The 21,976-nt window shown below is 64.6% G+C and carries 29 protein-coding genes, 1 pseudogene and 1 riboswitch; of the genes and pseudogenes, 11 read left to right on the top strand and 19 right to left on the bottom strand.

Annotated features, from left to right (window positions below):
- Positions 1 to 9 precede the first annotated feature (9 nt).
- Both ACZBJS_RS12215 and ACZBJS_RS12210 read left to right on the top strand, forming a co-directional pair.
- Entirely contained in the window at positions 10 to 1,257 is a 1,248-nt protein-coding gene (locus ACZBJS_RS12215) for an MFS transporter (protein ID WP_463438729.1), read from the top strand.
- A 205-nt stretch (positions 1,258 to 1,462) separates the two neighbouring features.
- Complete coding sequence (locus tag ACZBJS_RS12210; RefSeq protein WP_229191036.1) at positions 1,463 to 3,625, top strand: malate synthase G; 2,163 nt, start codon at positions 1,463 to 1,465, stop codon at positions 3,623 to 3,625.
- A gap of 414 nt (positions 3,626 to 4,039) precedes the next feature.
- Here the strand turns inward: ACZBJS_RS12210 and ACZBJS_RS12205 are convergent, their stop codons facing one another.
- The 3 genes from ACZBJS_RS12205 to ACZBJS_RS12195 form a co-directional block, all read right to left on the bottom strand.
- Positions 4,040 to 4,195: a Thivi_2564 family membrane protein gene (locus ACZBJS_RS12205; RefSeq protein ID WP_085970696.1), complete on the bottom strand. Its 156-nt coding sequence runs from the start codon at positions 4,193 to 4,195 to the stop codon at positions 4,040 to 4,042.
- A gap of 112 nt (positions 4,196 to 4,307) precedes the next feature.
- Positions 4,308 to 4,937: a DUF2865 domain-containing protein gene (locus tag ACZBJS_RS12200; protein ID WP_057016146.1), complete on the bottom strand. Its 630-nt coding sequence runs from the start codon at positions 4,935 to 4,937 to the stop codon at positions 4,308 to 4,310.
- A 27-nt stretch (positions 4,938 to 4,964) separates the two neighbouring features.
- The gene (locus tag ACZBJS_RS12195; RefSeq protein WP_316395946.1) at positions 4,965 to 5,783 is read right to left on the bottom strand and encodes a L,D-transpeptidase; all 819 of its coding nucleotides are present in this window, start codon (positions 5,781 to 5,783) and stop codon (positions 4,965 to 4,967) included.
- A gap of 227 nt (positions 5,784 to 6,010) precedes the next feature.
- Here ACZBJS_RS12195 and ACZBJS_RS12190 point away from each other — a divergent pair, with 227 nt between their 5' ends.
- Entirely contained in the window at positions 6,011 to 7,123 is a 1,113-nt protein-coding gene (locus ACZBJS_RS12190) for an AI-2E family transporter (protein WP_057016145.1), read from the top strand.
- 84 nt (positions 7,124 to 7,207) lie between these two features.
- Here ACZBJS_RS12190 and ACZBJS_RS12185 read toward each other — a convergent pair whose 3' ends face one another.
- On the bottom strand, positions 7,208 to 7,408 hold the full coding sequence (locus ACZBJS_RS12185; protein WP_141342503.1) for a hypothetical protein: 201 nt from the start codon (positions 7,406 to 7,408) through the stop codon (positions 7,208 to 7,210).
- On the opposite strand from ACZBJS_RS12185, the gene ACZBJS_RS12180 reads away from it, so the two are divergent.
- Together ACZBJS_RS12180 and ACZBJS_RS12175 are read left to right on the top strand one after the other, a co-directional pair.
- Positions 7,398 to 7,769, top strand: a complete 372-nt coding sequence (locus ACZBJS_RS12180) for an ElaB/YgaM/YqjD family protein (RefSeq protein ID WP_016842979.1) — start codon at positions 7,398 to 7,400, stop codon at positions 7,767 to 7,769. The two genes, ACZBJS_RS12185 and ACZBJS_RS12180, sit on opposite strands and share 11 nt — an antisense overlap.
- Before the next feature lie 166 nt (positions 7,770 to 7,935).
- Positions 7,936 to 8,376 carry a hypothetical protein gene (locus tag ACZBJS_RS12175; RefSeq protein ID WP_076824923.1) on the top strand — a complete coding sequence of 147 codons (441 nt, stop codon included), beginning with the start codon at positions 7,936 to 7,938 and terminating at the stop codon, positions 8,374 to 8,376.
- 86 nt (positions 8,377 to 8,462) lie between these two features.
- Here the strand turns inward: ACZBJS_RS12175 and ACZBJS_RS12170 are convergent, their stop codons facing one another.
- From ACZBJS_RS12170 to ACZBJS_RS12145, 6 genes are all read right to left on the bottom strand, one after another.
- The gene (locus ACZBJS_RS12170) at positions 8,463 to 8,855 is read right to left on the bottom strand and encodes a hypothetical protein (RefSeq protein ID WP_076824921.1); all 393 of its coding nucleotides are present in this window, start codon (positions 8,853 to 8,855) and stop codon (positions 8,463 to 8,465) included.
- 348 nt (positions 8,856 to 9,203) lie between these two features.
- Positions 9,204 to 9,377, bottom strand: coding sequence for a hypothetical protein (locus ACZBJS_RS12165; RefSeq protein WP_168857994.1), 174 nt, complete (start codon positions 9,375 to 9,377; stop codon positions 9,204 to 9,206).
- Between the two features lie 136 nt (positions 9,378 to 9,513).
- Positions 9,514 to 9,696 carry a hypothetical protein gene (locus ACZBJS_RS12160; RefSeq protein ID WP_057016142.1) on the bottom strand — a complete coding sequence of 61 codons (183 nt, stop codon included), beginning with the start codon at positions 9,694 to 9,696 and terminating at the stop codon, positions 9,514 to 9,516.
- An 83-nt stretch (positions 9,697 to 9,779) separates the two neighbouring features.
- Positions 9,780 to 10,706 carry a DMT family transporter gene (locus tag ACZBJS_RS12155; RefSeq protein WP_168857995.1) on the bottom strand — a complete coding sequence of 309 codons (927 nt, stop codon included), beginning with the start codon at positions 10,704 to 10,706 and terminating at the stop codon, positions 9,780 to 9,782.
- Positions 10,707 to 10,749: 43 nt separating this feature from the next.
- Positions 10,750 to 11,430, bottom strand: coding sequence for a transglutaminase-like domain-containing protein (locus tag ACZBJS_RS12150; RefSeq protein ID WP_057016140.1), 681 nt, complete (start codon positions 11,428 to 11,430; stop codon positions 10,750 to 10,752).
- Between the two features lie 248 nt (positions 11,431 to 11,678).
- Entirely contained in the window at positions 11,679 to 11,900 is a 222-nt protein-coding gene (locus tag ACZBJS_RS12145; RefSeq protein WP_057016139.1) for a hypothetical protein, read from the bottom strand.
- A gap of 207 nt (positions 11,901 to 12,107) precedes the next feature.
- On the opposite strand from ACZBJS_RS12145, the gene ACZBJS_RS12140 reads away from it, so the two are divergent.
- Positions 12,108 to 12,362: a hypothetical protein gene (locus tag ACZBJS_RS12140; RefSeq protein WP_057016138.1), complete on the top strand. Its 255-nt coding sequence runs from the start codon at positions 12,108 to 12,110 to the stop codon at positions 12,360 to 12,362.
- Here the strand turns inward: ACZBJS_RS12140 and crcB are convergent.
- The 4 genes from crcB to ACZBJS_RS12120 all read right to left on the bottom strand — a co-directional run bounded on the left by crcB (position 12,359) and on the right by ACZBJS_RS12120 (position 13,443).
- The gene (crcB, locus tag ACZBJS_RS12135) at positions 12,359 to 12,745 is read right to left on the bottom strand and encodes a fluoride efflux transporter CrcB (RefSeq protein WP_057016137.1); all 387 of its coding nucleotides are present in this window, start codon (positions 12,743 to 12,745) and stop codon (positions 12,359 to 12,361) included. The genes ACZBJS_RS12140 and crcB overlap by 4 nt on opposite strands.
- Positions 12,742 to 12,915 carry a hypothetical protein gene (locus ACZBJS_RS12130; RefSeq protein ID WP_225161321.1) on the bottom strand — a complete coding sequence of 58 codons (174 nt, stop codon included), beginning with the start codon at positions 12,913 to 12,915 and terminating at the stop codon, positions 12,742 to 12,744. The genes crcB and ACZBJS_RS12130 overlap by 4 nt, the downstream gene beginning before the upstream one ends.
- A 68-nt stretch (positions 12,916 to 12,983) precedes the next feature.
- Positions 12,984 to 13,044, bottom strand: a riboswitch (Fluoride riboswitch).
- A 62-nt stretch (positions 13,045 to 13,106) separates the two neighbouring features.
- Positions 13,107 to 13,229, bottom strand: coding sequence for a hypothetical protein (locus tag ACZBJS_RS12125; protein WP_256521238.1), 123 nt, complete (start codon positions 13,227 to 13,229; stop codon positions 13,107 to 13,109).
- 37 nt (positions 13,230 to 13,266) lie between these two features.
- Positions 13,267 to 13,443: a hypothetical protein gene (locus tag ACZBJS_RS12120; RefSeq protein WP_194295308.1), complete on the bottom strand. Its 177-nt coding sequence runs from the start codon at positions 13,441 to 13,443 to the stop codon at positions 13,267 to 13,269.
- 178 nt (positions 13,444 to 13,621) lie between these two features.
- On the opposite strand from ACZBJS_RS12120, the gene ACZBJS_RS12115 reads away from it, so the two are divergent.
- Positions 13,622 to 13,873 carry a hypothetical protein gene (locus tag ACZBJS_RS12115; RefSeq protein WP_057016136.1) on the top strand — a complete coding sequence of 84 codons (252 nt, stop codon included), beginning with the start codon at positions 13,622 to 13,624 and terminating at the stop codon, positions 13,871 to 13,873.
- A 26-nt stretch (positions 13,874 to 13,899) separates the two neighbouring features.
- Here the strand turns inward: ACZBJS_RS12115 and ACZBJS_RS12110 are convergent, their stop codons facing one another.
- The 3 genes and pseudogenes from ACZBJS_RS12110 to ACZBJS_RS12100 form a co-directional block, all read right to left on the bottom strand.
- Positions 13,900 to 14,040 (bottom strand): hypothetical protein, encoded by a 141-nt coding sequence (locus tag ACZBJS_RS12110; RefSeq protein ID WP_155258615.1) that lies wholly within the window; start codon positions 14,038 to 14,040, stop codon positions 13,900 to 13,902.
- Positions 14,041 to 14,097: 57 nt separating this feature from the next.
- Positions 14,098 to 14,268: pseudogene (locus ACZBJS_RS12105) on the bottom strand (EamA family transporter); the annotation flags it as partial.
- 157 nt (positions 14,269 to 14,425) lie between these two features.
- A complete protein-coding gene (locus ACZBJS_RS12100) occupies positions 14,426 to 15,148 on the bottom strand; it encodes a TetR/AcrR family transcriptional regulator (RefSeq protein WP_229191703.1) in 723 nt (240 codons plus the stop codon).
- Positions 15,149 to 15,263: 115 nt separating this feature from the next.
- Between ACZBJS_RS12100 and ACZBJS_RS12095 the strand changes: the two genes are divergently transcribed.
- Positions 15,264 to 16,475, top strand: a complete 1,212-nt coding sequence (locus tag ACZBJS_RS12095) for a cytochrome P450 (RefSeq protein ID WP_463438728.1) — start codon at positions 15,264 to 15,266, stop codon at positions 16,473 to 16,475.
- Between the two features lie 81 nt (positions 16,476 to 16,556).
- Here ACZBJS_RS12095 and ACZBJS_RS12090 read toward each other — a convergent pair whose 3' ends face one another.
- Entirely contained in the window at positions 16,557 to 17,369 is an 813-nt protein-coding gene (locus ACZBJS_RS12090; RefSeq protein WP_057016134.1) for a response regulator, read from the bottom strand.
- Between the two features lie 270 nt (positions 17,370 to 17,639).
- Here ACZBJS_RS12090 and ACZBJS_RS12085 point away from each other — a divergent pair, with 270 nt between their 5' ends.
- Both ACZBJS_RS12085 and ACZBJS_RS12080 read left to right on the top strand, forming a co-directional pair.
- A complete protein-coding gene (locus ACZBJS_RS12085; protein ID WP_018269610.1) occupies positions 17,640 to 17,843 on the top strand; it encodes a NepR family anti-sigma factor in 204 nt (67 codons plus the stop codon).
- Entirely contained in the window at positions 17,843 to 18,391 is a 549-nt protein-coding gene (locus ACZBJS_RS12080; RefSeq protein WP_016847265.1) for a sigma-70 family RNA polymerase sigma factor, read from the top strand. Before ACZBJS_RS12085 ends, ACZBJS_RS12080 begins: the two co-directional genes overlap by 1 nt.
- 85 nt (positions 18,392 to 18,476) lie before the next feature.
- Here ACZBJS_RS12080 and ACZBJS_RS12075 read toward each other — a convergent pair whose 3' ends face one another.
- Positions 18,477 to 21,383: an EAL domain-containing protein gene (locus ACZBJS_RS12075; protein ID WP_316395948.1), complete on the bottom strand. Its 2,907-nt coding sequence runs from the start codon at positions 21,381 to 21,383 to the stop codon at positions 18,477 to 18,479.
- Positions 21,384 to 21,600: 217 nt separating this feature from the next.
- Here ACZBJS_RS12075 and ACZBJS_RS12070 point away from each other — a divergent pair, with 217 nt between their 5' ends.
- Entirely contained in the window at positions 21,601 to 21,966 is a 366-nt protein-coding gene (locus ACZBJS_RS12070; protein WP_076824951.1) for a methylamine utilization protein, read from the top strand.
- Positions 21,967 to 21,976: the final 10 nt, after the last annotated feature.

Genomic DNA, 21,976 nt, shown 5'->3' with positions numbered 1-21,976 from the left:
GTTCGGCCAATGGATCAAGAAGTGGACCCCGCTCTGGCGCACGCCGATGCCGTTGCGCTGATGCCGGGCGACGCCGCGCACAAGGTTGGTGACAAGCCGGCCTCACCGGAAAGGCCCGCCTGGGGCGCCGTCGCGGCCATGATGCTGGGCGTCACCGCACTTCTGACGGCCGAGTTCCTGCCGTCCGGTCTGTTGACGCCGATGGCGCGCGATCTCGGTGTGAGTCCGGGCCTCGCCGGTCAGGCCGTGACCGCGACCTCGCTGGCCGGGCTGGTCGGAGCATTGTTCACGCCGACACTGACGCGCAGGTTCAATCGAAAGCCGGTGCTGCTCAGCTTTTCGATTCTCCTGGTGATCTCCAATCTGCTGGTGGCGCTGGCGCCGAGCATCACGTTCCTGCTGGCGGCGCGGATCGTGCTCGGCCTTGCCATCGGCGGGTTTTGGGCGATGGCGGCAGCGACGACGATCAGGCTGGTACCGCCGTCGCTGGTTGCCCGGGCCTTGTCGATCATGATGAGCGGCATTCCCGCCGCGATGATCATTGCCGTTCCGCTCGGCAGCTATCTCGGCGAGGTGGCGAGCTGGCGCTCCGTGTTCCTGCTCGCGACGGCATTGGGCGCAGCGGTATTCGTCATCCAGGCACTTGCTCTGCCGCGTTTGGCTCCAAGGGGAGAAGCCGGGCTCGACACCCTGATCGACATCCTGACACGGCCGGGGATCGGCGCCGGCATCTTGGCGGCAACGTTGGTCTTCACCGGACACTTCGGCTATTTCGGCTATATCCGTCCATTCCTTGAGAGCGTGACGGGGCTGGGCGCCGCCGGAGTTGCGGCGACCTTGCTTGCCTTCGGCGTCGCCAACTACCTCGGCTCGTTCGCGAGCGGGCTGATGGCCGAGCGCAAACTCAAGCTCACGCTGATCGCGATGCCGCTGGCGATCAGCGTGATCGGTCTGTTGCTCTCGGTCTTTGGCAAGGACGTCATTCCAGCTCTGGTGCTGGTCGCACTCTGGGGATTTGCCTTCAGCGGCGTACCGGTCGCGACCACGACCTGGATCACCCGCATGGTGCCCGACGAGACCGAGAGCGGGACCGGACTGACCGTGGCCTCGATCTTCCTCGGCATCACCATGGGCGCGGCCGGCGGCGGGCTGGTGCTTGATCTGATGGGCGCAGCCGCTGTGTTCGTAGCGGGCGCAATTCCCCTGGTGCTCGCTGCATTGCTGATCGCCAGCAAGGTACGCACCGGGGCGCCCTGACGGGATTTCCGGGAGCGGACCCCGGCGTTTGGAAGATTCAGGGTGGCCGCCCGCGTGACGATGCAGCGTGGGGCCGGAAAGGGGGCCTTCTCAGAACCGGGACTTTAGGGCTAAAAGGGCCGTGAACGCGGCCCTTTGGCGCGTTTTTTGCTGATTTCTCTGGAAAACAGCTCCTAAACGCCCCATTTCTTTGAGAAAGCCCATCATGACTCGTGTCGATGCCCATGGATTGAAGATTGCCCCTGTCCTGTTCGATTTCATCGCCAAGGAGGCGACGCCGAAAACCGGGATCGCCCCGGATGCGTTCTGGGCCGGACTTGCCGCCATCATCCAGAAGCTCGGACCGAAGAACCGCGAGTTGCTCGCGGTCCGCGACACGCTGCAGGCCAAGATCGACGACTGGCATCGCGCCAACAGGGGCAAGGCGTTCGACATCAACGCCTACACCGCGTTCCTCAAGGACATCGGCTACCTGCTGCCCGAGCCCGCGACCCACAAGGTCGAGACATCAAATGTCGATGAGGAAATCGGCAAGATCTGCGGCCCGCAGCTGGTGGTGCCGCTCACCAACGCCCGCTACGCGCTGAACGCCGCCAACGCGCGCTGGGGTTCGCTGTACGACGCGTTCTACGGCACCGACGCGATCCCGCACGATCCGAGCGAGGCTGGCCGTGGCTACAACAAGGCCCGCGGCGACAAGGTGATCGCGAAGGCGAAGGCGTTCCTCGACGCCGCCGTGCCGCTTGCGACCGGAAGCCACACCGACGTCACCTCCTACGCCGTGATCGCGGGCAAGCTCTCGGTCAAGCTGAAGAGCGGCAACTCGACCGCGCTGAAGAACGCCGCCCAGTTCGCCGGCTATCAGGGCGACGCCGCTCAGCCTTCCGCGATCCTGCTCGTCAACAACGGCATGCATGTCGAGGTCAAGATCGACCGCAACAACGTGATCGGCAAGGATGACCCGGCCGGCGTCGCCGACATGATCCTGGAATCGGCGGTCTCCACCATTCTCGACATGGAGGACTCGGTCGCTGCCGTCGACGCCGAGGACAAGGTGCTGGTCTATCGCAACACGCTCGGCCTGATGAACGGCACGCTGTCGGCCGATTTCGAGAAGGGCGGCAAGACGCTGACCCGCTCGCTCAATGCCGACCGCGTCTACAAGAAGCCCGACGGCAGCGAGCTGAAGCTGCACGGCCGCAGCCTGCTGTTGATGCGCAATGTTGGCCACCACATGTTCACCGACGCCGTGCTCGACGCCAAGGGCGAGGAAATCCCGGAAGGCATCCTGGATGCCGCGGTCGCCGGCCTGCTCGCGATCCACGACCTCAAGGGCAATTCCAAGGTCAGGAACAGCCGCACCGGCTCGGCCTATATCGTCAAGCCGAAGATGCACGGGCCCGACGAGGTGACGCTGACCTGCGACCTGTTCGCCGAGGTGGAAAAGATGCTCGGCCTGCCGGAGAACACGCTGAAGGTCGGCATCATGGACGAGGAGCGCCGCACCACGGTCAACCTCAAGGCCTGCATCCAGCGCGCCTCCAAGCGCATCATGTTCATCAACACCGGCTTCCTCGACCGTACCGGCGACGAGATCCACACCTCGATGGAAGCGGGTCCGATGATCCGCAAGAACGACATGAAGGCCCAGCCGTGGATCAAGGCCTATGAGGATTGGAACGTCGACAACGGCCTGATCGACGGCCTGCCCGGCCATGCCCAGATCGGCAAGGGCATGTGGGCCGCCCCCGACAAGATGGCCGACATGCTGGTGCAGAAGATCGGCCATCCGCAGGCCGGTGCCACCACCGCCTGGGTGCCGTCGCCGACCGCGGCCACGCTGCACGCGCTGCACTATCACCAGGTCAATGTGATCGCCCGCCAGCAGGAGCTCGCCAAGGGTGGGCCGCGTGCCAAGCTCTCCGACATCCTCACCATTCCGGTGTCGCAGTCGAACTGGGCGCCCGACGATGTGAAGCAGGAGATCGACAACAACTGCCAGGGCATCCTGGGCTACGTCGTGCGCTGGATCGACCAGGGCGTCGGCTGCTCCAAGGTGCCCGACATCCACGATGTCGGCCTGATGGAGGACCGCGCCACGCTGCGCATCTCGAGCCAGCACCTCGCGAACTGGCTGCATCAGGGCGTCATCACCAAGGACCAGGTGATGGAGTCGCTGAAGCGCATGGCCGTCGTCGTCGACAAGCAGAACGCCGGCGATTCGCTCTACAAGCCGATGGCGCCCGCGTTCGATGGCACCGCCTTCAAGGCCGCCTGCGACCTGATCTTCGAGGGCCGCACGCAGCCGAACGGCTATACCGAATACATCCTCACCGCGCGCCGCCGCGAGGCCAAGGCCGCGGGCTGATCTGCAAGCGATCGCAACGACAAGCAAAAGCCCCGGCGATAAGCCGGGGCTTTTTTGTTGGCGCCGCAAGTAACGCCGGGAAGAGCCGGACGCGATCACCTGCCGTCGCAGGGCGCACTGCCAAATTATCGAAAACAACCCCATGCAAAGGTGCCGGCGGATACGGCGACTTGGCGGATACGGCGACTTGACTCGTCGGGCAAATCAGCTCTACATTTCCATTATCCCGAAATCGTGCAGACGCCCTCGCCGTGTCACCCCCCGCTCATGCATGCGCGGGTGACGACACCGAGAAGCTTGTTTGACAACTTGAATCACGACCGCCGCCATTGTCGTCCTTGCCTAGTGCGCAATTGCGCACCAGGCAGGGACGACGATGAGGATGGTCGCGCTTCGCTCCTCGCAATGACGGATCTAGAACACCGCCAGATACTTCAGCAGCGAGATGATGCCGATGATGATGACGACGGCGCGCGCGATCTGCTTGGCGCGGCCGTCGAGCGGCAGCATGTTGATGAGATAAAGAACGAGAATAACGACAAGGAAGGTGACGAGTACGCCGACGAGCATGCGGAGCCCCCTGATGGCATCGGTGAATGTGCTGTTCGCCCTTTGCTAACGTGCAGGAGGCAGGCCGGTTCCGCGCCAGGAACCGAAGGCGGCCGCCCGCGTGTGATCGACGCTACTCGCGCGCCACCACCGCCGGCCGGCCATATTTGGCGCGGATGCGATCCGGCGCCGGCGTGAAGTTGAGCTGCGCGCCGCGCCGGTCCGGACGGCTCACCGACATCAGCCCGTCCTTGCCGGCGACGATGTCGCCCTTGCGCAAGGTCGGATCGTCCTCGATTTTCACCGCGGCGAGGCCGACAGAGTCCTTGCCGTTGCAGGTGCAGCCCGAGACCAGCTCGTCGCGATAGCGGAACGCGTTCGGCAGCTCGGAATACGGCTTGCCGTCTTCCGTCGCGGCGTTGTCGATATTGCCGCCATAGACCACTTCGGTCGCGCTCGCCGGACAGAAGCTGTTGCAGCTTTCCGCCTTGCTCTGGTTGCCGGTCGACGCAAGCGGGAAATAGCGGCCGTCGCAGGTCCGCACGCAATAGGCCTGGCCGACGTCATAGCGTGGACGGCGCTCGACCCGCGGCATCATAGGCGGCCCATCGTCGAACGGCATCCGAATCATCGGCGGGCGGCCATGCATGAAGCCGCCGAACAGTTGCGAGAAGAAATCTTGGGCTTGCGCCGCAGGCGCAAGGGACAGGCCAAGCACTGCCGCGGTCCCGAACGCCCACCGCCTGGAGTATCGCGTCACCATCACCGGCCCTCAGTACAACATCGATCGTCAGTACAACGAGGAAGCCGTCGGGATGTTCATCGCCTGACGCCCGGACGGCAGCGTCGCCGCCGCGGGGCGCGGCCGCGCCGCGGCCGGCCGGACCGAGATCTGCGTCGTGGTCGGGCCGATCTCGCGCGCGGCGAGGTGCGGCGCGTTCTTCGGCAGCACCACGACCCTGGTGCCGACATCGACCCGGCTGAACAGGTCGGAAACGTCTTCATTGGTCAGGCGGATACAGCCGGACGAGACGAACTTGCCGATCGTCGAGGGATCGTTGGTGCCGTGGATGCGGTATTCGCTGGAGCCGAGATACATCGCGCGCGCACCGAGCGGGTTGCCCGGGCCGCCGGCCATGAAGCGCGGCAGATAGGGCTGGCGCCTGATCATCTCGGCGGGCGGATGCCAGTCCGGCCATTCGGCCTTGCGGCTGACGGTCTGTGTGCCGGCCCAGGTGAAGCCCTCGCGGCCGACGCCGACGCCGTAGCGGATCGCCCGGCCGCCGCCGAGCACGTAATAGAGTGCGGTGTTGCCGGTATCGATGATGATGGTGCCGGGCGCCTCAGTCGTGTTGAGCGCGACGGTGGTCCGGCGCAGCCGCTCCGGCAGCGCGCCGTCCTCGCCGGCCCCACTCGAGGGGTCGTTCATCACCTCGTCGGCGGGAAATGCGCCCGACTGCGTCGACGCATAGCCGAGCGCGGAAGAACGGACCTGGGCGCTGGCCGACGTGGCGACAACAAACGGCGTCGCAAACAGGACGCTGGCGAAGGCAAAGGTGCGCGCGGCGCGCGACGCAAGCCGGCGGCTGGAAACAGACTGCTGTGTCATGTGCTGCCCCTGGACGGGATGCGCATCGTGGTGATGCGATGCCGGGCCAACGCGCATGGCCGCGAGTCGGTTCCGCCGCGAGTCGTCGCGAAGCCGCGATTGTCAACCCGTCACGTCTCACGAACGCGCGACGGAACTTTCCGAGGAGCGGACCGTTGTCATCGCGCCATTCGACGCGCGGGGCGACCACGCGGCGGGTTTGTTCGTCCTCACGCGGGAGGAGTTCGGTGCGCGCCTTTCCAAGTGAAGACCTGCTTGGCAAAGCGCCCGAAGGCACGCCAGTCCCCGACAGCAAGATCGAACTGCCGCCGGTTGTCAGCCGCGCCGAGGCCGTCGCTTTCGCATTGATGGCCCTGCTGGTTATTGTCATTGTCGCGGTGCTCTATTTCGCACGCGCCTTCTTCCTCCCGATTACCATGGCCTTCATCGTCGGCACCATGCTGTCGCCGGCGGCGAGCATGCTCGAGCGCTATCGGATTCCGCGCGCGCTCGGCGCGGTCGTCATCGTGATCGCGGTCGGCGCCGCCGTCAGCTTCATGGTCGGGCTGATTGCCTCGCCGGTGATGGAGTGGAGCTCGCGGCTGCCCGAGCTCGGCGCGATCCTGAAGGAGAAGCTGCACGTGTTCGACCGGCCGCTCGCGCTGTGGCAGGAATTGCAGACCATGGTCGGCGGCTCCGATACGCTGGCCACGCTCCAGCTGCCGAAATTCGAATGGGTGCAGCCGACGCTGGAATTCCTGTCGCCGACCTTCGCCGAATTCCTGCTGTTCATCGCGACCCTGATCCTGTTCATCGCAAGCTGGAAGGATCTGCGCCGCGCACTGGTGATGGCATTCAGCGAACGCACGGCGCGGCTGCGTACGCTGCGCATCCTCAACGAGGTCGAGACCCATCTCGGCAATTATCTTCTGATGGTGACCATGATCAATGTCGGCGTGGGCATCGTCACCGGCGCGATCTGCGCAGCAACGGGCATGCCAAATCCGGCTGGGCTCGGTGCGCTCGCCGCCACGCTGAACTTCGTTCCGATCATCGGGCCGATCGCGATGTTTGTCGTGCTGGTCGCGGTCGGCATCATCGCCTCGCCGACCATCGGCGCCGGGCTGATCGCGCCGGCCTGCTTTACCGTCGTGACCTTCATGGAAGGACATTTCGTCACGCCGACGATCGTCGGCCGCAGACTGTCGCTGAACGCGCTCGCAGTCTTCCTGGCGCTGGCGTTCTGGACCTGGCTATGGGGCCCGATGGGCGCCTTCCTGTCGTCGCCGCTCCTGATCGTGGCACTGATCGTCAAGGAGCATTTGATGCCGGTCAATTCGCCGCAGCTGCCGGAGGACTAGTGTCCCGAATCCGAAGTTCGCATCATTTGCCGTACCTTCGGAGCGAACTTCGGATTCGATAAGGACACTAGCAAACTTATGATTCTAGTGTGCTTTATGAATGCGAAGTTCGTGAAAGTGGCTGGCGCGAAATCGCACGAACTTCGCATTCAGCACACTAGCAAGGCGTTCTCGAGCGAAGCCGGCACCGTTTGAAAGCCCGGTTTCACGGCTGGAACCATGCACCGCGCGGCGCGTTTTTGCTCCAGCACGCAAGTTCTCCGGGAGCTTTTCGATGTCGAGCACGGACAGCGCATTTGGGATCAAGAACATGACGGACAAAGCGACCTACGAACGCCTTGAAAAGGATGTCACCGCCGTGAAGAACGATATCGCCGCCCTCACCGAACAGATCACCGACGCGCTGAACTCGTTTGCCAACAACGCGGGCAAGCAGGCCCGCCGCCGCTACAAGGATGCGCGCGCCAGTGCGGAAGATACACTCGACGACATGTCGGAGCGCGGCAGCGCGATGATGGGCGCGGCGCAGGATGCCGCATCCTCGATCGAGGAATCGCTGGAAGATATGATCACGCAGCGGCCGCTGGCGACGGTCGGCCTTGCGCTCGGTCTCGGCTTCCTGATCGGCGTCACCTGGCGCCGCTAGGCAATCTGCGGTCTCCGGGGGATGAGCCCCATGGTGGCGGTCACGCGGAAACCACCCCTCTGGATGCGATGGCGGCGCTGGCGCGCCGCCGCCGCGTTTGTCGACGCGCTCTTCAGGGCAAGGTTCGAGGCAAGATTCAGGACAAGATTCAGGGCAGGGCTGGTCGATGCTTCAGCGGCTGATCAATGACGTCAAGGATACCACCGGCAACGCGCTGCGGCTGACGTCGCTGGCCGCGGCCGCCGCGATCGCGCTGTTCATCACCATCGGCTTTCTGTGCGCGGCCGCCTTCGTCTACGTGCTGCAGCACTACGGGCCGGTGGAAGCGTGCCTCGCCGGCGCCGCGCTGTTCCTTGTCGTCACGCTGATCACCGCCAGCGTCTACATCGTGCGCAAGCGCGAGATGCGCCGCCGCGCCGAGAAGGCGGCAAAGGCCGCCGCGGCCAATGTGTTTGCCGATCCGGTGGTGGTCGCCACCGGCCTGCAGATCGTGCGGGCCATCGGGGCGAAGCGGCTCATCCCGATCCTGGCGATCGGTGGCCTCGCACTTGGCCTGATGGCAGGCCGCAGCGCTGCCAGCGGCGGCGAGGCGGACGAGGAGGAATAGCCTGCGTTGCCCGGTAAGGTGCAAACCGCAACTGAACATCAAGCCGGGCGATGACTCCGTCGACATTAGACGACTGTGCGCCCTTTTCAGGTCACGCAGCGGCCGGGCTGCAGCAGCTTGGCCACTTCGGTCAGCACGCTGACCACGGGCTCGCAGGCCACCTTGCGGGTGTCGCCGGGCCGTGCCCGAGCCGGCACCGCGGGGCGATGGCGCGCCTCTTCCTTGGCCACGGGGACGCGGACCAGCACCGACGTATCGGGAAGCCGCTCGACCTTCAGCGCAACGGTCCGGCTCGGCAGGCCGATGACCGGAACCGTGGAACGGTCGGTCTTGGCGGCGCGATTGACGGCGCTCTCCGGCGCCAGTGCGGTGGTGACCTGCTGGCGGCCGATGAGATCGTGGCCAGATGCCAGCTGGACGGCGCCAAGCGTCAGCCCAGCCGCCAGCGCAGCGAAAATTCCCATCTGAATCTTTGACATGGTGATGTCCCTCGCCCCATGGAAATTCGCTCGACGATCCCTTGGCGATCCCGGACACAACGCGAACGAAACCCGCGGGGTTCTCGCGTCCGGCCATCACTTAACCGTGTACGAAAATATTTTCGCTTGTGCGGAACGACTCAGGGGGTCTGCGAGTCTTTGGAAGAGCCGGTTATTCCCCCTGCCCCATTGACCGGCGACGTAGGGCGCGACCGTGGTGATGCCGGTCGCGCCCTGCTCTTTTCTGTGCCGCAAACGATGCGTCAGCCGGCCTGTCGCTCACCGGTCGCAATCGAACAATCTGAAACCAATGGCCCGGTCCTCCCACTCGCGAGGGGACCGTCCGCGTCAGGCATTGTCGTTCGATGGCATGTCCTGGGATCGAACAACCGTCACTTCACGGCAGGACGGGCAACGACCGACGTGAAACTTGATTCCGGTTGTCTGGTCGTCGACGAGCATCAATTCGCTCAAGGGCTCACCGCATTTGCAGGTGACCGTTTTCTGATCGGCAAAGTACATCTGACGTCCTCCATAAGCCTGGAGATTTCTCGTCTTCGGGGCGAGCTTGTTTGCGCCGTGCTCGCCCCCTCGCTTCCGCTCCTTCTCGGTCGATCAGATCCGGGCCATCCGGATTGGTGGGTGTGACTCCAAGCGCTTATTTCGAAGCGGATTTCGTCTTCCGTAACTCCGCGGCTTCGCGCGCCTGCCGTTCGGCCTTGAGGCGCTGGAAGTTGTCGTAGAACGCCTTCTCGTTGGCGCGATGCTCCTTCATCGCCTGCGATGCATCTTGCTGACGCTGCGCATCACGGTCCTTGCGCTGCTGGGGAGTAAGATTCATGCGACCTCCGACTAAGCTCTTGAATCAACGCTGGATTCAACGCATGAGGCCGGAAAAGGTTGCACCTTGGGAAGGAACTGGATCTATTTGCGCAGGCTCGCCCAGACGCCGCCGAGGATCAAAAGGCCGCCGACCAGATGGATCGGCTTCGGCGGCTCGCCGAGGATGATCCAGGACAGCAGCGCGCTCGCGATCGGTGCGACGTAGAGCACCAGCGAGCTCCGCACCGAGCCGAATCTCGCGCCGAGCCAGGCGAAGCCGGCATAGGCGATCAGGCCGGGCACGAGGCCGGCGAAGACATAGGCCTCGAACGCCCGGGTGTTGAACACCTCCGCGGGCGTCGCCCACATCTCCTGGAGCGCCGGCGGCAGCGAGCACAGCGCGCCGGCCGCCGAGAACAGGCTGACCCGAGCCAGCAGCGAGGCGCGCGGCGCGACGCGCGACTGCAGCAGCGTGTAGCCGGACCAGCCGAGCATCGCGCACACCACCAGGAGATCGCCCCAGGCCGCGCTCGATTGCGTCAGCGTTTCCAGATGACCGCCCGAGACGATCAGGAGCGCGCCGCCAAGCGCCAGCGCCGTGCCGAGCCATTGCAGCGGACCAATATGCTCGATGCCGAGCGCCGCCGAGATCAGCAGCACCATGATCGGCGACAGCGCGAAGATCAGCGCGATGTGGATCGCCGTGGTCGTGATGCCGGCGATGTAGACCGGGCCGCCGCACAGGAACATGCCGAGGAAGCCGGCGGCGAAGATCGGCCAGAGGTTCTGCGCCAGCGGGATCTTGCCGTCGCGGATCGCTGCGATCGCAAACGGCGCGAGGCCGATGGCGATGATGCTCCAGCGGAAGAAGGCCAGCGAAAACGGCGGCACCGAGCCGGCAAGCCCGCGCGCCAGAACCTGGTTGGAGGCCTGCCCGACCGCGACCAGGATGAAGCCGGTCAGCGCGACCGCGTCCTCCCAGCCTTTGGCGGGGCGGCTGACCTGCGCTTTCGGCAGCTCCGCATCCATGACACCGCCCCCTCAACCGGCGCGCGATCGGCTCACACGTCCGCTACTGCTCGGCCGCCTCGCGCTCCATGTCGCGGCCGGCGAGATCCTCGCCCTGCATGTCGGCGTATTCGCGCGCCATCTCGCGCATCAGGAATTTGGCGGGGACGTCGTGATAGCTGCCGTGGTCGTTGACATACTGCATGTAGGCGCGCCCTTCGCCGTCGAAGGGATGCAGCAGCGCGTCGGCGTGGCCGTCGAAATCGAGCGGCTTGACGCCGAGCTTGGCGCACAGCGTGTCGTTGAAGGTCGGCGTCGCCTTGCGCCAGGCGCCATCGACGAACACTTCGGTGAAGCCGTGCCAGGTGAACAGGTCCGAGCCCATGCTCTGGCGCAGCTTCTCGGTGGTGAGATGGTTGCGCACATCGGCGAAGCCGACACGCGCCGGGATGCCGTGGACCCGGCAGGCCGCGGCATAGAGCGCAGCCTTGCCGACGCAGTAGCCGTCGCCGGCGGCGAGCACGCTCGAGGCCCGGTAGCTCTCGGGCGAGCGCATGCTGACATAGGGGTTGTAGCGGATGCCGTCGCGCACCGCGGTGTAGAGCCGGCGCGCCTTGTCGCGCGCGTTGGCGTCGGACGGAACGGCGGCGCGGGCGAACGCCTCGACGGCGGGATGGTCGCTGTCGACATATTCGCCAGGGTCGGTGTAGAGGCGACTGATCGTTTCCGGGAGATGCTCGGTCATGGCGCAAGCTTAGCAAGCCATGTGGGCCGTTCAATGCAGCACGTGCAGCCCTGCCCCGCTCCGATTGAATCGAAACGGGGGCCTGGATTTCAGTTTTGACACGCGTTTTCTTCACGCGAACCGGTGCCCACGTCGCTCGAAAACACGCTAAAGCGCGATGAGATTAGGTTGAATCATCATCGCGTTTTAGCTCCTTGTTTGAGCATGATCTTCTCGGAAAACCGCTTCGCACTTTTCCGGATCATGCTTTAGTTCTTGAAGTGTTCGTCCAACTGCGGCGGCGGGTAGCTGCGCCGCCTCGCCTTGAAATATTCACGTGCGAAATGGATGCCGATCCCGATCAGGAACGGCGGCGCAAGCGCGGCGGCGATCATCAGCGCGGTGAGCGACTTCGGCGTCAGGATGTCCAGCACCATCGACGCCAGCAGCCACAGCGTGGCAGCAATCACCGCGACGTCGATATGCTTCATTCCCCGGTCTTTCCCTTGGTTCCTGGCTGCCATCCGGGTTCCATCCTACCGGCTGGTCCCGGACGCGCCAAGGATTCCGGGCGGCGGACGGTACCTCCCGCCCTTCACTTTCATGTTTGGAACGGCGCTTGCGCCGGCCACGTTGGTGCAGAAGTCCTGGATCCAGGATCAAATCTTGATCCGGATCCGCCGAGCACGGAGGCCGCGATGGGCAACTCCAGTGACATCCACAGCGGCGTCGACCATCCCGCCAGCCGGAACGGCGTCAACGATCCCGTCGACGGCGTCGATGTGAAGCGAACCTTCAACGACAACCAGACGCCGCACGAACGTGCGCAATGGGCCGCCGATGTGCGCGCCGACGCCACGCCGAAGCGCGGCGAGCCGTTCCTGCCCGAAGCGCTGCGACGGCCGCCGACCGCACCGCTCAATCCACGCACCGGCCGCCGCGCGACTGACTAGGCTGTGAACGCCCGCACCAGCAGCAGGCCGCCGAACAGCGCGAGAATCGAAAGCGCGACGGAGGCTGCCATGTAGGCGCCGGCCAACCATAGCTCGCCGCGCTGCATCAGCACGATCACATCGAGCGAGAAGGTCGAGAAGGTGGTGAAGCCGCCGCAAATGCCGACGGTGAGAAACACCCGCATCGCCTGGCTGGCATTCCAGCTCAGCGCGAACGCTTCCGCGAAGACGCCGATCAGGAATGAACCCACGATGTTGATCACCAGCGTGCCCCAGGGAAATTCCGCGCCGACCAGGCGCCCCGCGCCGATCGCCACCAGATAGCGCGCGACCGATCCCAGCGAACCGCCGATCGCGACCGCCGCCAACAACTGAACGTTCAATGCTCCACCTTTCCGGCTCGCCATTCGACAAAGCCCGCCACCAACCCAAGCACGAAGGTCGCCGCGACCAGCTCGCCCGGCGCGCCGACCAGCAGGGCGACGACACCGACGAGCCAGATCGACCCGACCAGCGACAATGCGATTGAGAGTGAACCAGGAAGACCCGTCATGCGCTGTCCCTTCTCATTCGCGGGACACGGCGGGTCGGCGGTGGCGCATGCTCCTACCGACGCTGTCGCGCCCGGTAGGAGTCATCAGCCTTGCGGCGGTTATCGGGGAACTCCATCCCCATCAACATGGGAATGGTAGGCGGGCGGAGCGGCGGGAGCAAGTGGGCCGTTCCGCCGTTTCGCTTCTCGACTCAGCCGGCCGTCGACAGCATCGCGTTCAATTCGACGGCTGTCCGCAGTTGCTCGATGCGCGCGACGATCTGCTCGCGTTCGGCACCGCGCGGCAATTGCGCGAGCCGGCTTTCAAGTCGCACGCGGTGTTCCTCGAGGCGCTGCTCGAATGTGTGGGGTTCAGATCGCTTCCGCTTTTGAATCGTCCTCTGCATTATCGACCTTTGGCGGTTGAAGACCGGGGCTGTTGGCCCAGCGGTCCAGTTGCTCGATGACTTTCGCGTGGCTCGGACGCCGCGGTTTCGGGGCTTCCGGCTCCTCGGATAGCTTGCGGGGAAGCTTGACGTGGTTGGTCATGGCATCTCTCCAGCAGCATAACGAGATGGGTGGTCGGACCGTTCCTTTATTTTTATCTAAACTATTGATTTCATTTGGAAAATTTACTCAATCAACGTTTTTAACTCAACCGATGGAACCCCACGCGAGTTTGGCGGTTTAGCAAATCACTCAACAAGCTAAGTTTGGGTGTTTTGCGATGAATGAGCTTCGCGCCGAACGGCTTCAGGTCATGCTGTCACCAGAGGAGTTGGCAGCCCTCGACGATTTCCGCTTCAAGCACCGCATGCCGACCCGCGCCGCGGCGGTCCGCGAGTTGCTCAAGCTCGGTCTGGCCGGCGGTGGCACCGATGGGGCGGCAGGAGTGAAATCGAGCGATTACGGGGTATTCAACCGGGGGCCGGATGGACATATCCAGAGCGATGCCCCGCTAGAGGCGGAAGAGGATTGACGGCGCGTTGGCGCAGACGTGGCGGTTCAGCCTGCGGCGAACAGGTCGACAATCGCCTTCAGGATGCACACCACGAGGGCCGACGTGAACATCGCCGTGCCGAGATCTGCGAGATAAAGCAGTTGCGCCCTCTGCTCCGCATCAAGCCGCGCGATCGCCTTGCGCATGGCCAAGCTCCCTTTTCGGGAGAACGCGATGCACCGATGTCCGTTCCCTCGCCTGCATCAGGCTCGCTGCAGCGCCAGCGTCACGCCGCCGAGCGTCAGTGCCATGGCGCCGATCTCGCGCAGGCCCAGCGGCTCACCAAGAATGATCGCGGCCGACACCACGCCGATGACCGGCACCAGCAGCATGCCCGTTGACGCCGATGTCGGCGGCAGGCGGCGCAGCGTCTCAGCCGAACGCCGTCACACCACTAGGCAGAGAAAGCCCACCGTTCGATCGCGCTGCGTCGTATCCATGGGCGGCGCTTAGCAGGCGAACGCACGGGATTCCACATCGCTTCGCGTATGAGGGGCGTGTAGCGTATGCGGGGACGCGCGGCACGCTCCGTCAGGCGAAGGTGCCGATCGTGATCCGCGGCCAGCCGTCGTTTTTCCGAGCGGCGGCAAGCCTGGCCGTCCAGGCATCGATCAGGCTTGCGATGAGCAGGCGGCCGGTGCCGCGCATGTCGGGCAGTTTCATGGTCGGGGTGCCGAGCGTGAGCGCGACCACGCCGTGGGTCGCCGCCAGCAGCGCGGTCGCGAGCCGCTGCGGCAGGCCAGGCGCCGGCTCGGCGCCATGCGCCGCCAGAAATTCCCGCACCGAGATCACGAACAATTCGTAGCTGCGGCGCGCGATCTCGGTCTCGCCGAAATAGACGCCGTCGGGAAAACGGCGGTCCTCGGTCGTACCGGACATCGAGAACAGTGAGCGGAAGTGATCGGGATTGTCGGCCCAGTAATCGAGATAGGTTTCCATCACGCGCCGCAGCCGCAGATCGCTGTCGGCCGTCTCCGCGCGGACCCGCTCGAGGCGTTCGGCGACCGCCTCGAGATTCTGCTGCTTCACCGCGAGCAGCAGCAGCAGCTTGGTCGGGTAATATTTGAGAACGGTGCCCTTCGAGTAGCCGATCGCGTCGGCGATCTTCTGGATCGATACGGTCTCGAGCGTGCCGGCGGCGAACTCCTTGCGCGCGGTCTTAAGGATCAGCGCCTTCAGCGCCTCCTTGTCGGCCTCCTGGCGCGCCCTGCGCTGAAAGCGCCGTGCGTCTTTGGCTCGCTCCACGATCGACATCCCCATCTGCCTCGCGCCTCCATGCCGCGCACCCGCCCCGATGGCAACCCCGCCCTTGCAATATGCAAGTTAATTGACTACGGTCAATTAACTCATGACAAGACGGGAGGATCCGATGAGCAGCCAAGCGAGCTCCCTTGCAGGCGAAATGGCCCGCAGCGATTTCGATCCGTTCAGCGCGGCGACGCGGGCCGATCCCTACGGCACCTATGCGGAGCTGCGTGCCGCGGCGCCGGTCATCCGCCTGACCAGTTATGACATCTGGGCGGTGCCGCGCTTTGCCGAGGTCAAGACGATCTTTGGGGACCATGTCAATTTCAGCAACGCCGGCGGCGCGGGACTTGCGAACCACTTCAAGGAGAAGCCGTGGCGGCCGCCGAGCATCGTGCTGGAAGCCGATCCGCCGCTGCACACCCGAACCCGCGCGGTGCTGGCGCGGATCCTCTCGCCCGGTGCGATGCGGCGGCTTGCGGATGATTTCAAGTCAACGGCGACGCGGCTGATCGACGGGCTGGTCGAGCGCGGATCGTTTGACGCCATCAAGGACATCGCGGAGGTGTTTCCGGTCAGCGTGTTTCCCGACGCGCTCGGCATCGACCAGGAGGGGCGCGAGAACTTCCTGACCTATGGCGCAATGGTGTTCGCCGGCTTCGGGCCCGAGAACGACTATTTCCGCGATCTGATGCAGCAGGCGCCCCGCGTGCTGCCCTGGGTCGCGGCGCGCTGCCAGCGCGAGGCGCTGCGCCCGGGCAGCTTTGGCGCGCAGGTCTATGAGGCGGCCGACGCCGGCGAGATCAGCGCGGAGGAAGCACCATTGCTGGTGCGTTCGCTGCTCTCGGCCGGGCTCGACACCACGATCAGCGCGATCGGCATGGCGCTGTATACGCTTGCGCGCCATCCCGAGCAATGGTCGCTGGTTGCAGCCGATCCGTCGTTGTCGCGCGCGGCATTCGACGAGACGCTGCGCTTCGATTCACCGGCGCCATTCGTGTTCCGCACCACGCCGCATGACACCGAGATCGCCGGCGTCAGGATCGGCAAGCACGAGAAGGTGCTGCTGCTGCTCGCCTCCGCCAACCGCGACGAGACGCGCTGGGAGCATGCCGACCAATTCGACGTCAGACGGCGGCTCTCCGGACACATGGGCTTCGGCGTCGGCATCCACGGCTGCGTCGGGCAGATGGTGGCGCGGCTGGAAGCCGAGGCCGTGATCACCGCGCTCGCCAGCCGCGTCAAACGGCTCGAGATTGCAGGCCCCACAGCCTTCCGCGACAGCTCGGGCCTGCGGGCACTCAGCACGATGCCGGTCCGCGTGACGCCGAAGTAACGTCGCTATCGAAGGCTTGAAAAAGACCGGCGTACCTTTCGGCACGCCGGTCTGGATTTTGCTCCCTTGCGTAAATTCAGATCATGCCGACGCCGCGCGCGGCGTGCGGTTGCGCGAGTTGCGCTGGAAGAACAGCGCCTGGCTCGCCACCGCCGACACCATCGCCGGCTGGAACGGCTTTGAGATCAGGAATGCCGGCTCCGGCCGCTCGCCGGTCAGGAAGCGCTCGGGATAGGCGGTGATGAACACCACCGGCACCTCGAAGGTCCGCAGCAACTCGTTCACGGCATCGAGGCCCGACGAGCCGTCGGCGAGCTGGATATCGGCGAGGATCAGGCCGGGCTTCTTGTTCTTGGCAAGCGCCACGGCGTCGGAATGCGTGCGGGCAACGCCGATGACGTTGTGACCGAGATTCTTCACCAGGCTCTCGAGGTCCATGGCGATGAAGGTCTCGTCCTCAATGATCAGGACGTCGGTGGCGATCTCGGCGGCCATCTCGCGGCCGGCGGCATCGGTGAGCTTGCGCGTCTCGGCGATATCGGTGCCGAGAATGTAGCCGACCTCCTCCTCCGAGAAGCCCTCGAGCGACAGCAGCAGGAAGGCCTGGCGAGGCAGCGGCGTGATGTTGGACAGCCGACGCTCCGGCGGCAGCGACAGCGTCGCCACGTCGGCATTTTCGTTGTTGTTCACCGACACCGAATTCCAGATCTGGGTGAACAGCCGAAACAGGCCGGCGCGCGGCCCGTGGGTCTGATCCAGCAACGATCCATCCTGCAACAGGGCCTCGAGCATGGCCCCGACATAGGCGTCCCCCGACGCCTGATTTCCGGTCAGTGCGCGAGCGTAACGGCGCAACAGCGGAAGGTGTTCGGCAACGATCTGCGATCGGGACATTCCCACTCCATCCTTGTTCGTGAGGCCTGGCGGCCTGAAACCCGTTGTCTGGGGGCGGCAGAATCCAGTTCTGGGACGACCCCGGTTCCCCTGCATCGCCGACTACGCGCGAAAGCCGAAAAAGTTCCACGAAATAGTTCCAGCATTCCGGAACTTTCTGCGCAACTTTGCATTAGCTCCAGACCGACGAGGCAACGCGGCCAGCCTCTTTTTTCGAGGAAACGACTTGGAAATCAGAGACTTAACTCCCGGGGAAGCGTGGATCACATCATGAAGGAAGTAAAGAAGCAGGGCGGTCTCAACGCCGAGATTCAATCGAGAATCGGCCACCAGCTTCGCGCCATGTACGATGACGTGGTGCGACAGGGCGTACCCGACCGCTTTGCGGAGCTGATCCGCAAACTCGACGGGCCGGAGGCTGCGGCGGCGGCCGTCGCCGGGGGCGATACCGACAAGAACAATGGAGGGGACTAATGCCTCTCACGAATGAACTTCGCGACGATATCCTTGCGTCGGTCCCGAGCCTGCGCGCGTTCGCGATCTCGCTGTCCGGTAATGGTGACCGCGCCGACGATCTGGTGCAGGAGACCCTGCTGCGCGCGATCGCCAACATCGACTCGTTCCAGCCCGGCTCGAACCTCCCCGCGTGGCTGTTCACCATCCTGCGCAACCTGTTTCGCTCCGACTACCGGAAGCGGCGCCGCGAGGTGGAGGATGCCGAGGGCAATTATGCCAAGACGCTGAAGAGCCAGCCTTCGCAGGCGGCGCATCTGGAATTCGAGGAATTCCGCGCCGCGCTTGAAAAGCTGCCGCAGGACCAGCGCGAGGCGCTGATTTTGGTCGGCGCGTCCGGCTTCTCCTACGAGGATGCCGCGGCAATCTGCGGCTGCGCGGTCGGCACCATCAAGAGCCGCGTCAACCGCGCGCGATCGAAGCTCTCCGCGCTGCTCTATGTCGACAGCGCCGAGGATTTCGGCCCCGACAACACCGTGCGTGCCGTGATCGGCGGCAATGGCGGCTAAGCGCGACCACGGCGATAAATGAGAAAAGGCGGCCCGCGGGCCGCCTTTTTTCATGTTGGCCTGCAAGGCCACGCTCAGCGCGCCGTCAGCTGGCCATCGCCTTGACGGACGCCGGCTTGAAGCCGTTTCTCAATTCGAGGATCTTGGCTGCGATTTCGGTCACCGGGACCGGGTGACTGAATAGGAAGCCCTGCGCCTCGTTGCAGCCTTCGGCCCGCATATGATCCAGCTGCTCGACGGTCTCGATGCCCTCCGCGATCGTGGTCATGCCCAGGCTTCTGCCGAGGCTGATGACGGCGCGGACGATCGACTTCGATCCATGCGTCGCGGTCGCATCGCGCACGAAGGATTTGTCGATCTTGAGCTTGTCGAACGGGAAGCTGCGCAGATAGCTCAGCGACGAATAGCCGGTGCCGAAATCATCCAGCGCGATGCGCACTCCCTGCGCCTTCAGCTTGTGCAGCGTTGCAAGCGTCTCGTTGCTGTTCGCGAGGAACACGGACTCGGTGATTTCAAGCTCCAGCCGGCGCGGCGACAATTTTGACGTCGCGAGCGCGCCGACGACGACGTCGGTGAAGTCGGCATCACGAAACTGGACCGCGGATACGTTAACCGCGAGCTTCATCTCGCTGGGCCAGGTCGTCGCCTGTTCGCAGGCGCGATCGAGCACCCATTCTCCCAGCGGGCCGATCAGGCCGATCTCTTCCGCGATCGGGATGAACTGGTCCGGCGGCACCAGCCCGCGCTTGGGGTGATGCCAGCGCAGCAGCGCCTCGAAGCCGCAGATGCGGTCGAGATGGAGATCGTAGAGCGGCTGGTAGAACAACGAGAACTCGTCCTTGACCATCGCCTCGCGAAGGTCGAGCTCGATCGCCCGACGTCGCTGCAGGCTGGCGTCCATCGCAGGCTCGAAGAAGCGCCAGGTGCCGCGGCCTTCCATCTTGGCGCGGTACAAGGCGACGTCGGCGTTCTTCAGCAGCTTCTCGCCGGTGGTGCCGTCGCCCGGCGACATCGAGATGCCGACGCTGCATCCGACGACGACGCGATGCCCGTTCAGCTCGTACGGCGCACCCACGCATTCCACGATGCGGCGCGCGAGGCGTTCGGCCTCGTCGCCGCCCTGGACGCCACACTGGATGACCGCGAACTCGTCGCCGCCCAAACGCGCGACGGTGTCGACCTCGCGGACGCAGGCGTTGAGCCGGTCCGCGACCGCGCACAGCAGTTCGTCGCCGACCGGATGCCCGAGCGTGTCGTTGACCTGCTTGAAATTATCGAGATCGAGGCAGAACACCGCGAAGCCGAGCCCGCGGCCGACCTGCGCAACCGCCAGCTCGATCCGCTCGGCCAACAACGTCCGGTTCGGCAGCTTGGTCAGGGCATCGTGCCGGGCCATGAACGCGATCTGCGATTCCGCCCGTTGCTGTTCGGTGACGTCCTCGCAGGTGACGAGCCAGCCGCCATCGGATGTCGGCCGTTGCGCGATCGCAATGATCCGTCCATCGCTGAGATGCTGCAGATAATTGCCGTCGTGCAGGGCCATCGAGCGCTCGCGCTCCGCCAGCAGGTCGGTGACGGTCCGCTCGCCGTGATTGCCCGCGGCGATGCTCAGGTCGAGCACCTCCTCCATGGTCATTCCGGGAACGACAAGCTCCGGCGATATATCGAAGATCTCGCAGAACCGGCGGTTGGCGACTTGCAGCCGCGCCTCGCTGTTATAGAGGCACAATCCTTGCGACATGTGCGTGAGCGCCGCGTCGAGCCGCAGATTGGTTTCATGCAGCTCGGCCTTCTGCTGCTTCAGCGCGGAGATGTCGCTGTAGACGAGGACGACGCCGCCCTCCTGCGTCTCGCTGCGGCTGACGCGCAGCCAGCGTCCATCCGCAAGCTGCGCCTCGCTCGCAAAGCCATCGATGTCACCGTCGGCAGGCGCCAGCCTGGCGGCATCGAGCGGATTCGACTGCAGGAGCTGCGGCGAGAGACGGATGAATTCACTCGCGCGCGAGTTGGCCAGCGCGACCTGGCCATCCGCGTCGAGCAGCACGACGCCCTCACGCGACGTTTCGAGCGCATCGGAAAGCCGTGCCTGCGCCGAGCGGCGTTGCGATACTTCTTGATTGACCATCCGCCGGATGTTGTCGCGCATCGTTTCCATTGCGGTCAGAAGCGTGCCAAGCTCGTCGGTCCCGCCCTTGGGGATGGTCGCGTCGAGGTCGCCGCCGGCGATGCTTCGCGCGGCCCGCGATGCGATCGCGACCGGCCCGATAATGCGGCGCGCCAGCAGCCACGAAAACAGCGCCGACAGAAACAGCGCGACGGTCAGCCCGGCCACGTTGAGCTGCAGGTCCCGCTTGATCGTCGAGAGCGCCTTTTGCCTGAACAGGAAGCCATCGCCGGCCGTATAATTGACGAGCAGCTCGACCTGCTGACTGACAATCTTGGAGTAGCGATCGACATCGCCGACCGTCGCACCCGGTGCGCGCGGATCGGCCGCCGCGCTGCCCTCCGTGGACGATCCGATCGCGCGCCGGTGCAGCGCCATCCAGGCGTCGGCGGCTTCCTGAACCTTAGCGGCGGCTTGCGCAGCGCGCGAGGATTGCGACCGATCGGCAGCAATCGCCAGGTCTTCCGAGAGCGTCTTCGCGAGCTTTTCAATCTGGCCATCGAGATTGGCGCGAATCTCCGGATCCGTGGTCAGCAGGCGTTGCGACGAGGCGACCCGCATCGCGGCGAAATCCGCACCGGCCGCGCGTGCATAGTTGATCGACATCAGGGATTCGTCGAACGTCTTGGCCACCAGATCGCCGGCATGGCGGATGCCGAGGATGGAGTACCCGCCGAGGGCGACCGCAACGGCGCTCATCGCAAGGCAAAAAATCAGAATCTGGCTGCGGATCGAACCCTTGGTCAGGGCAAGACGCGAAAGGCGGACGGTTGCGAACCGAAAGGCCGCACCGCTCTTTACCTTGAGGTTGCCAAATAGGCTGTCCATGCCCGCGTTTCGCCGTAGTGCTCGATACTCAAGCTACGCAGAAACGCGCAGCACTGCGGAAAATAACTGTCTGCTCAAAATTGCTTTAGTAGTGACTGGAACTCATGCTGAAATCGTTAAGATCAGCTGGCGATAATCACCCTTACAGGTGATCCGGGAGCCACATTTGCAGCCCGGGATAGCCGATATTTGGTGTTCGAGGTTCAGCGGGGGTCTCATGCAGTCAGGCTTGTTGCGCGCCTTGCGCCTGGGCCAGTTCGGCCGCCTGCCGTTTGCGGCGGCGATCGTCACTGGAGCGCTTATTGGAGCAGCTTTGGGCGCAGCCCCTTATGTCATTTCGCAGAAGGATCGTGAATTCAAACCCGCGCAGATCTCGATCAAGCGGGGTGAGGTTTTACGGTTCGTTAACGATGACGGCGAACTGCTGCATCACGCTTATTTGAGCACTGATACGTTCAGCTTCGACTCGGGTGACCAGCAGCCGGGCAGCAAGTTCGACGTCACCTTCTCGGTGCCCGGCGACTACACCGTGCTGTGCGGCATTCACCCGAAGATGAAGCTCGCCGTCCACGTCGCCAAATAGCCGCCCCAGG

It is taken from the genome of Bradyrhizobium sp. KZN70725 (assembly GCF_055264925.1).
Note: the sequence above shows the minus strand (reverse complement) of the source record. Positions and strands in the feature narration are given on the sequence as shown.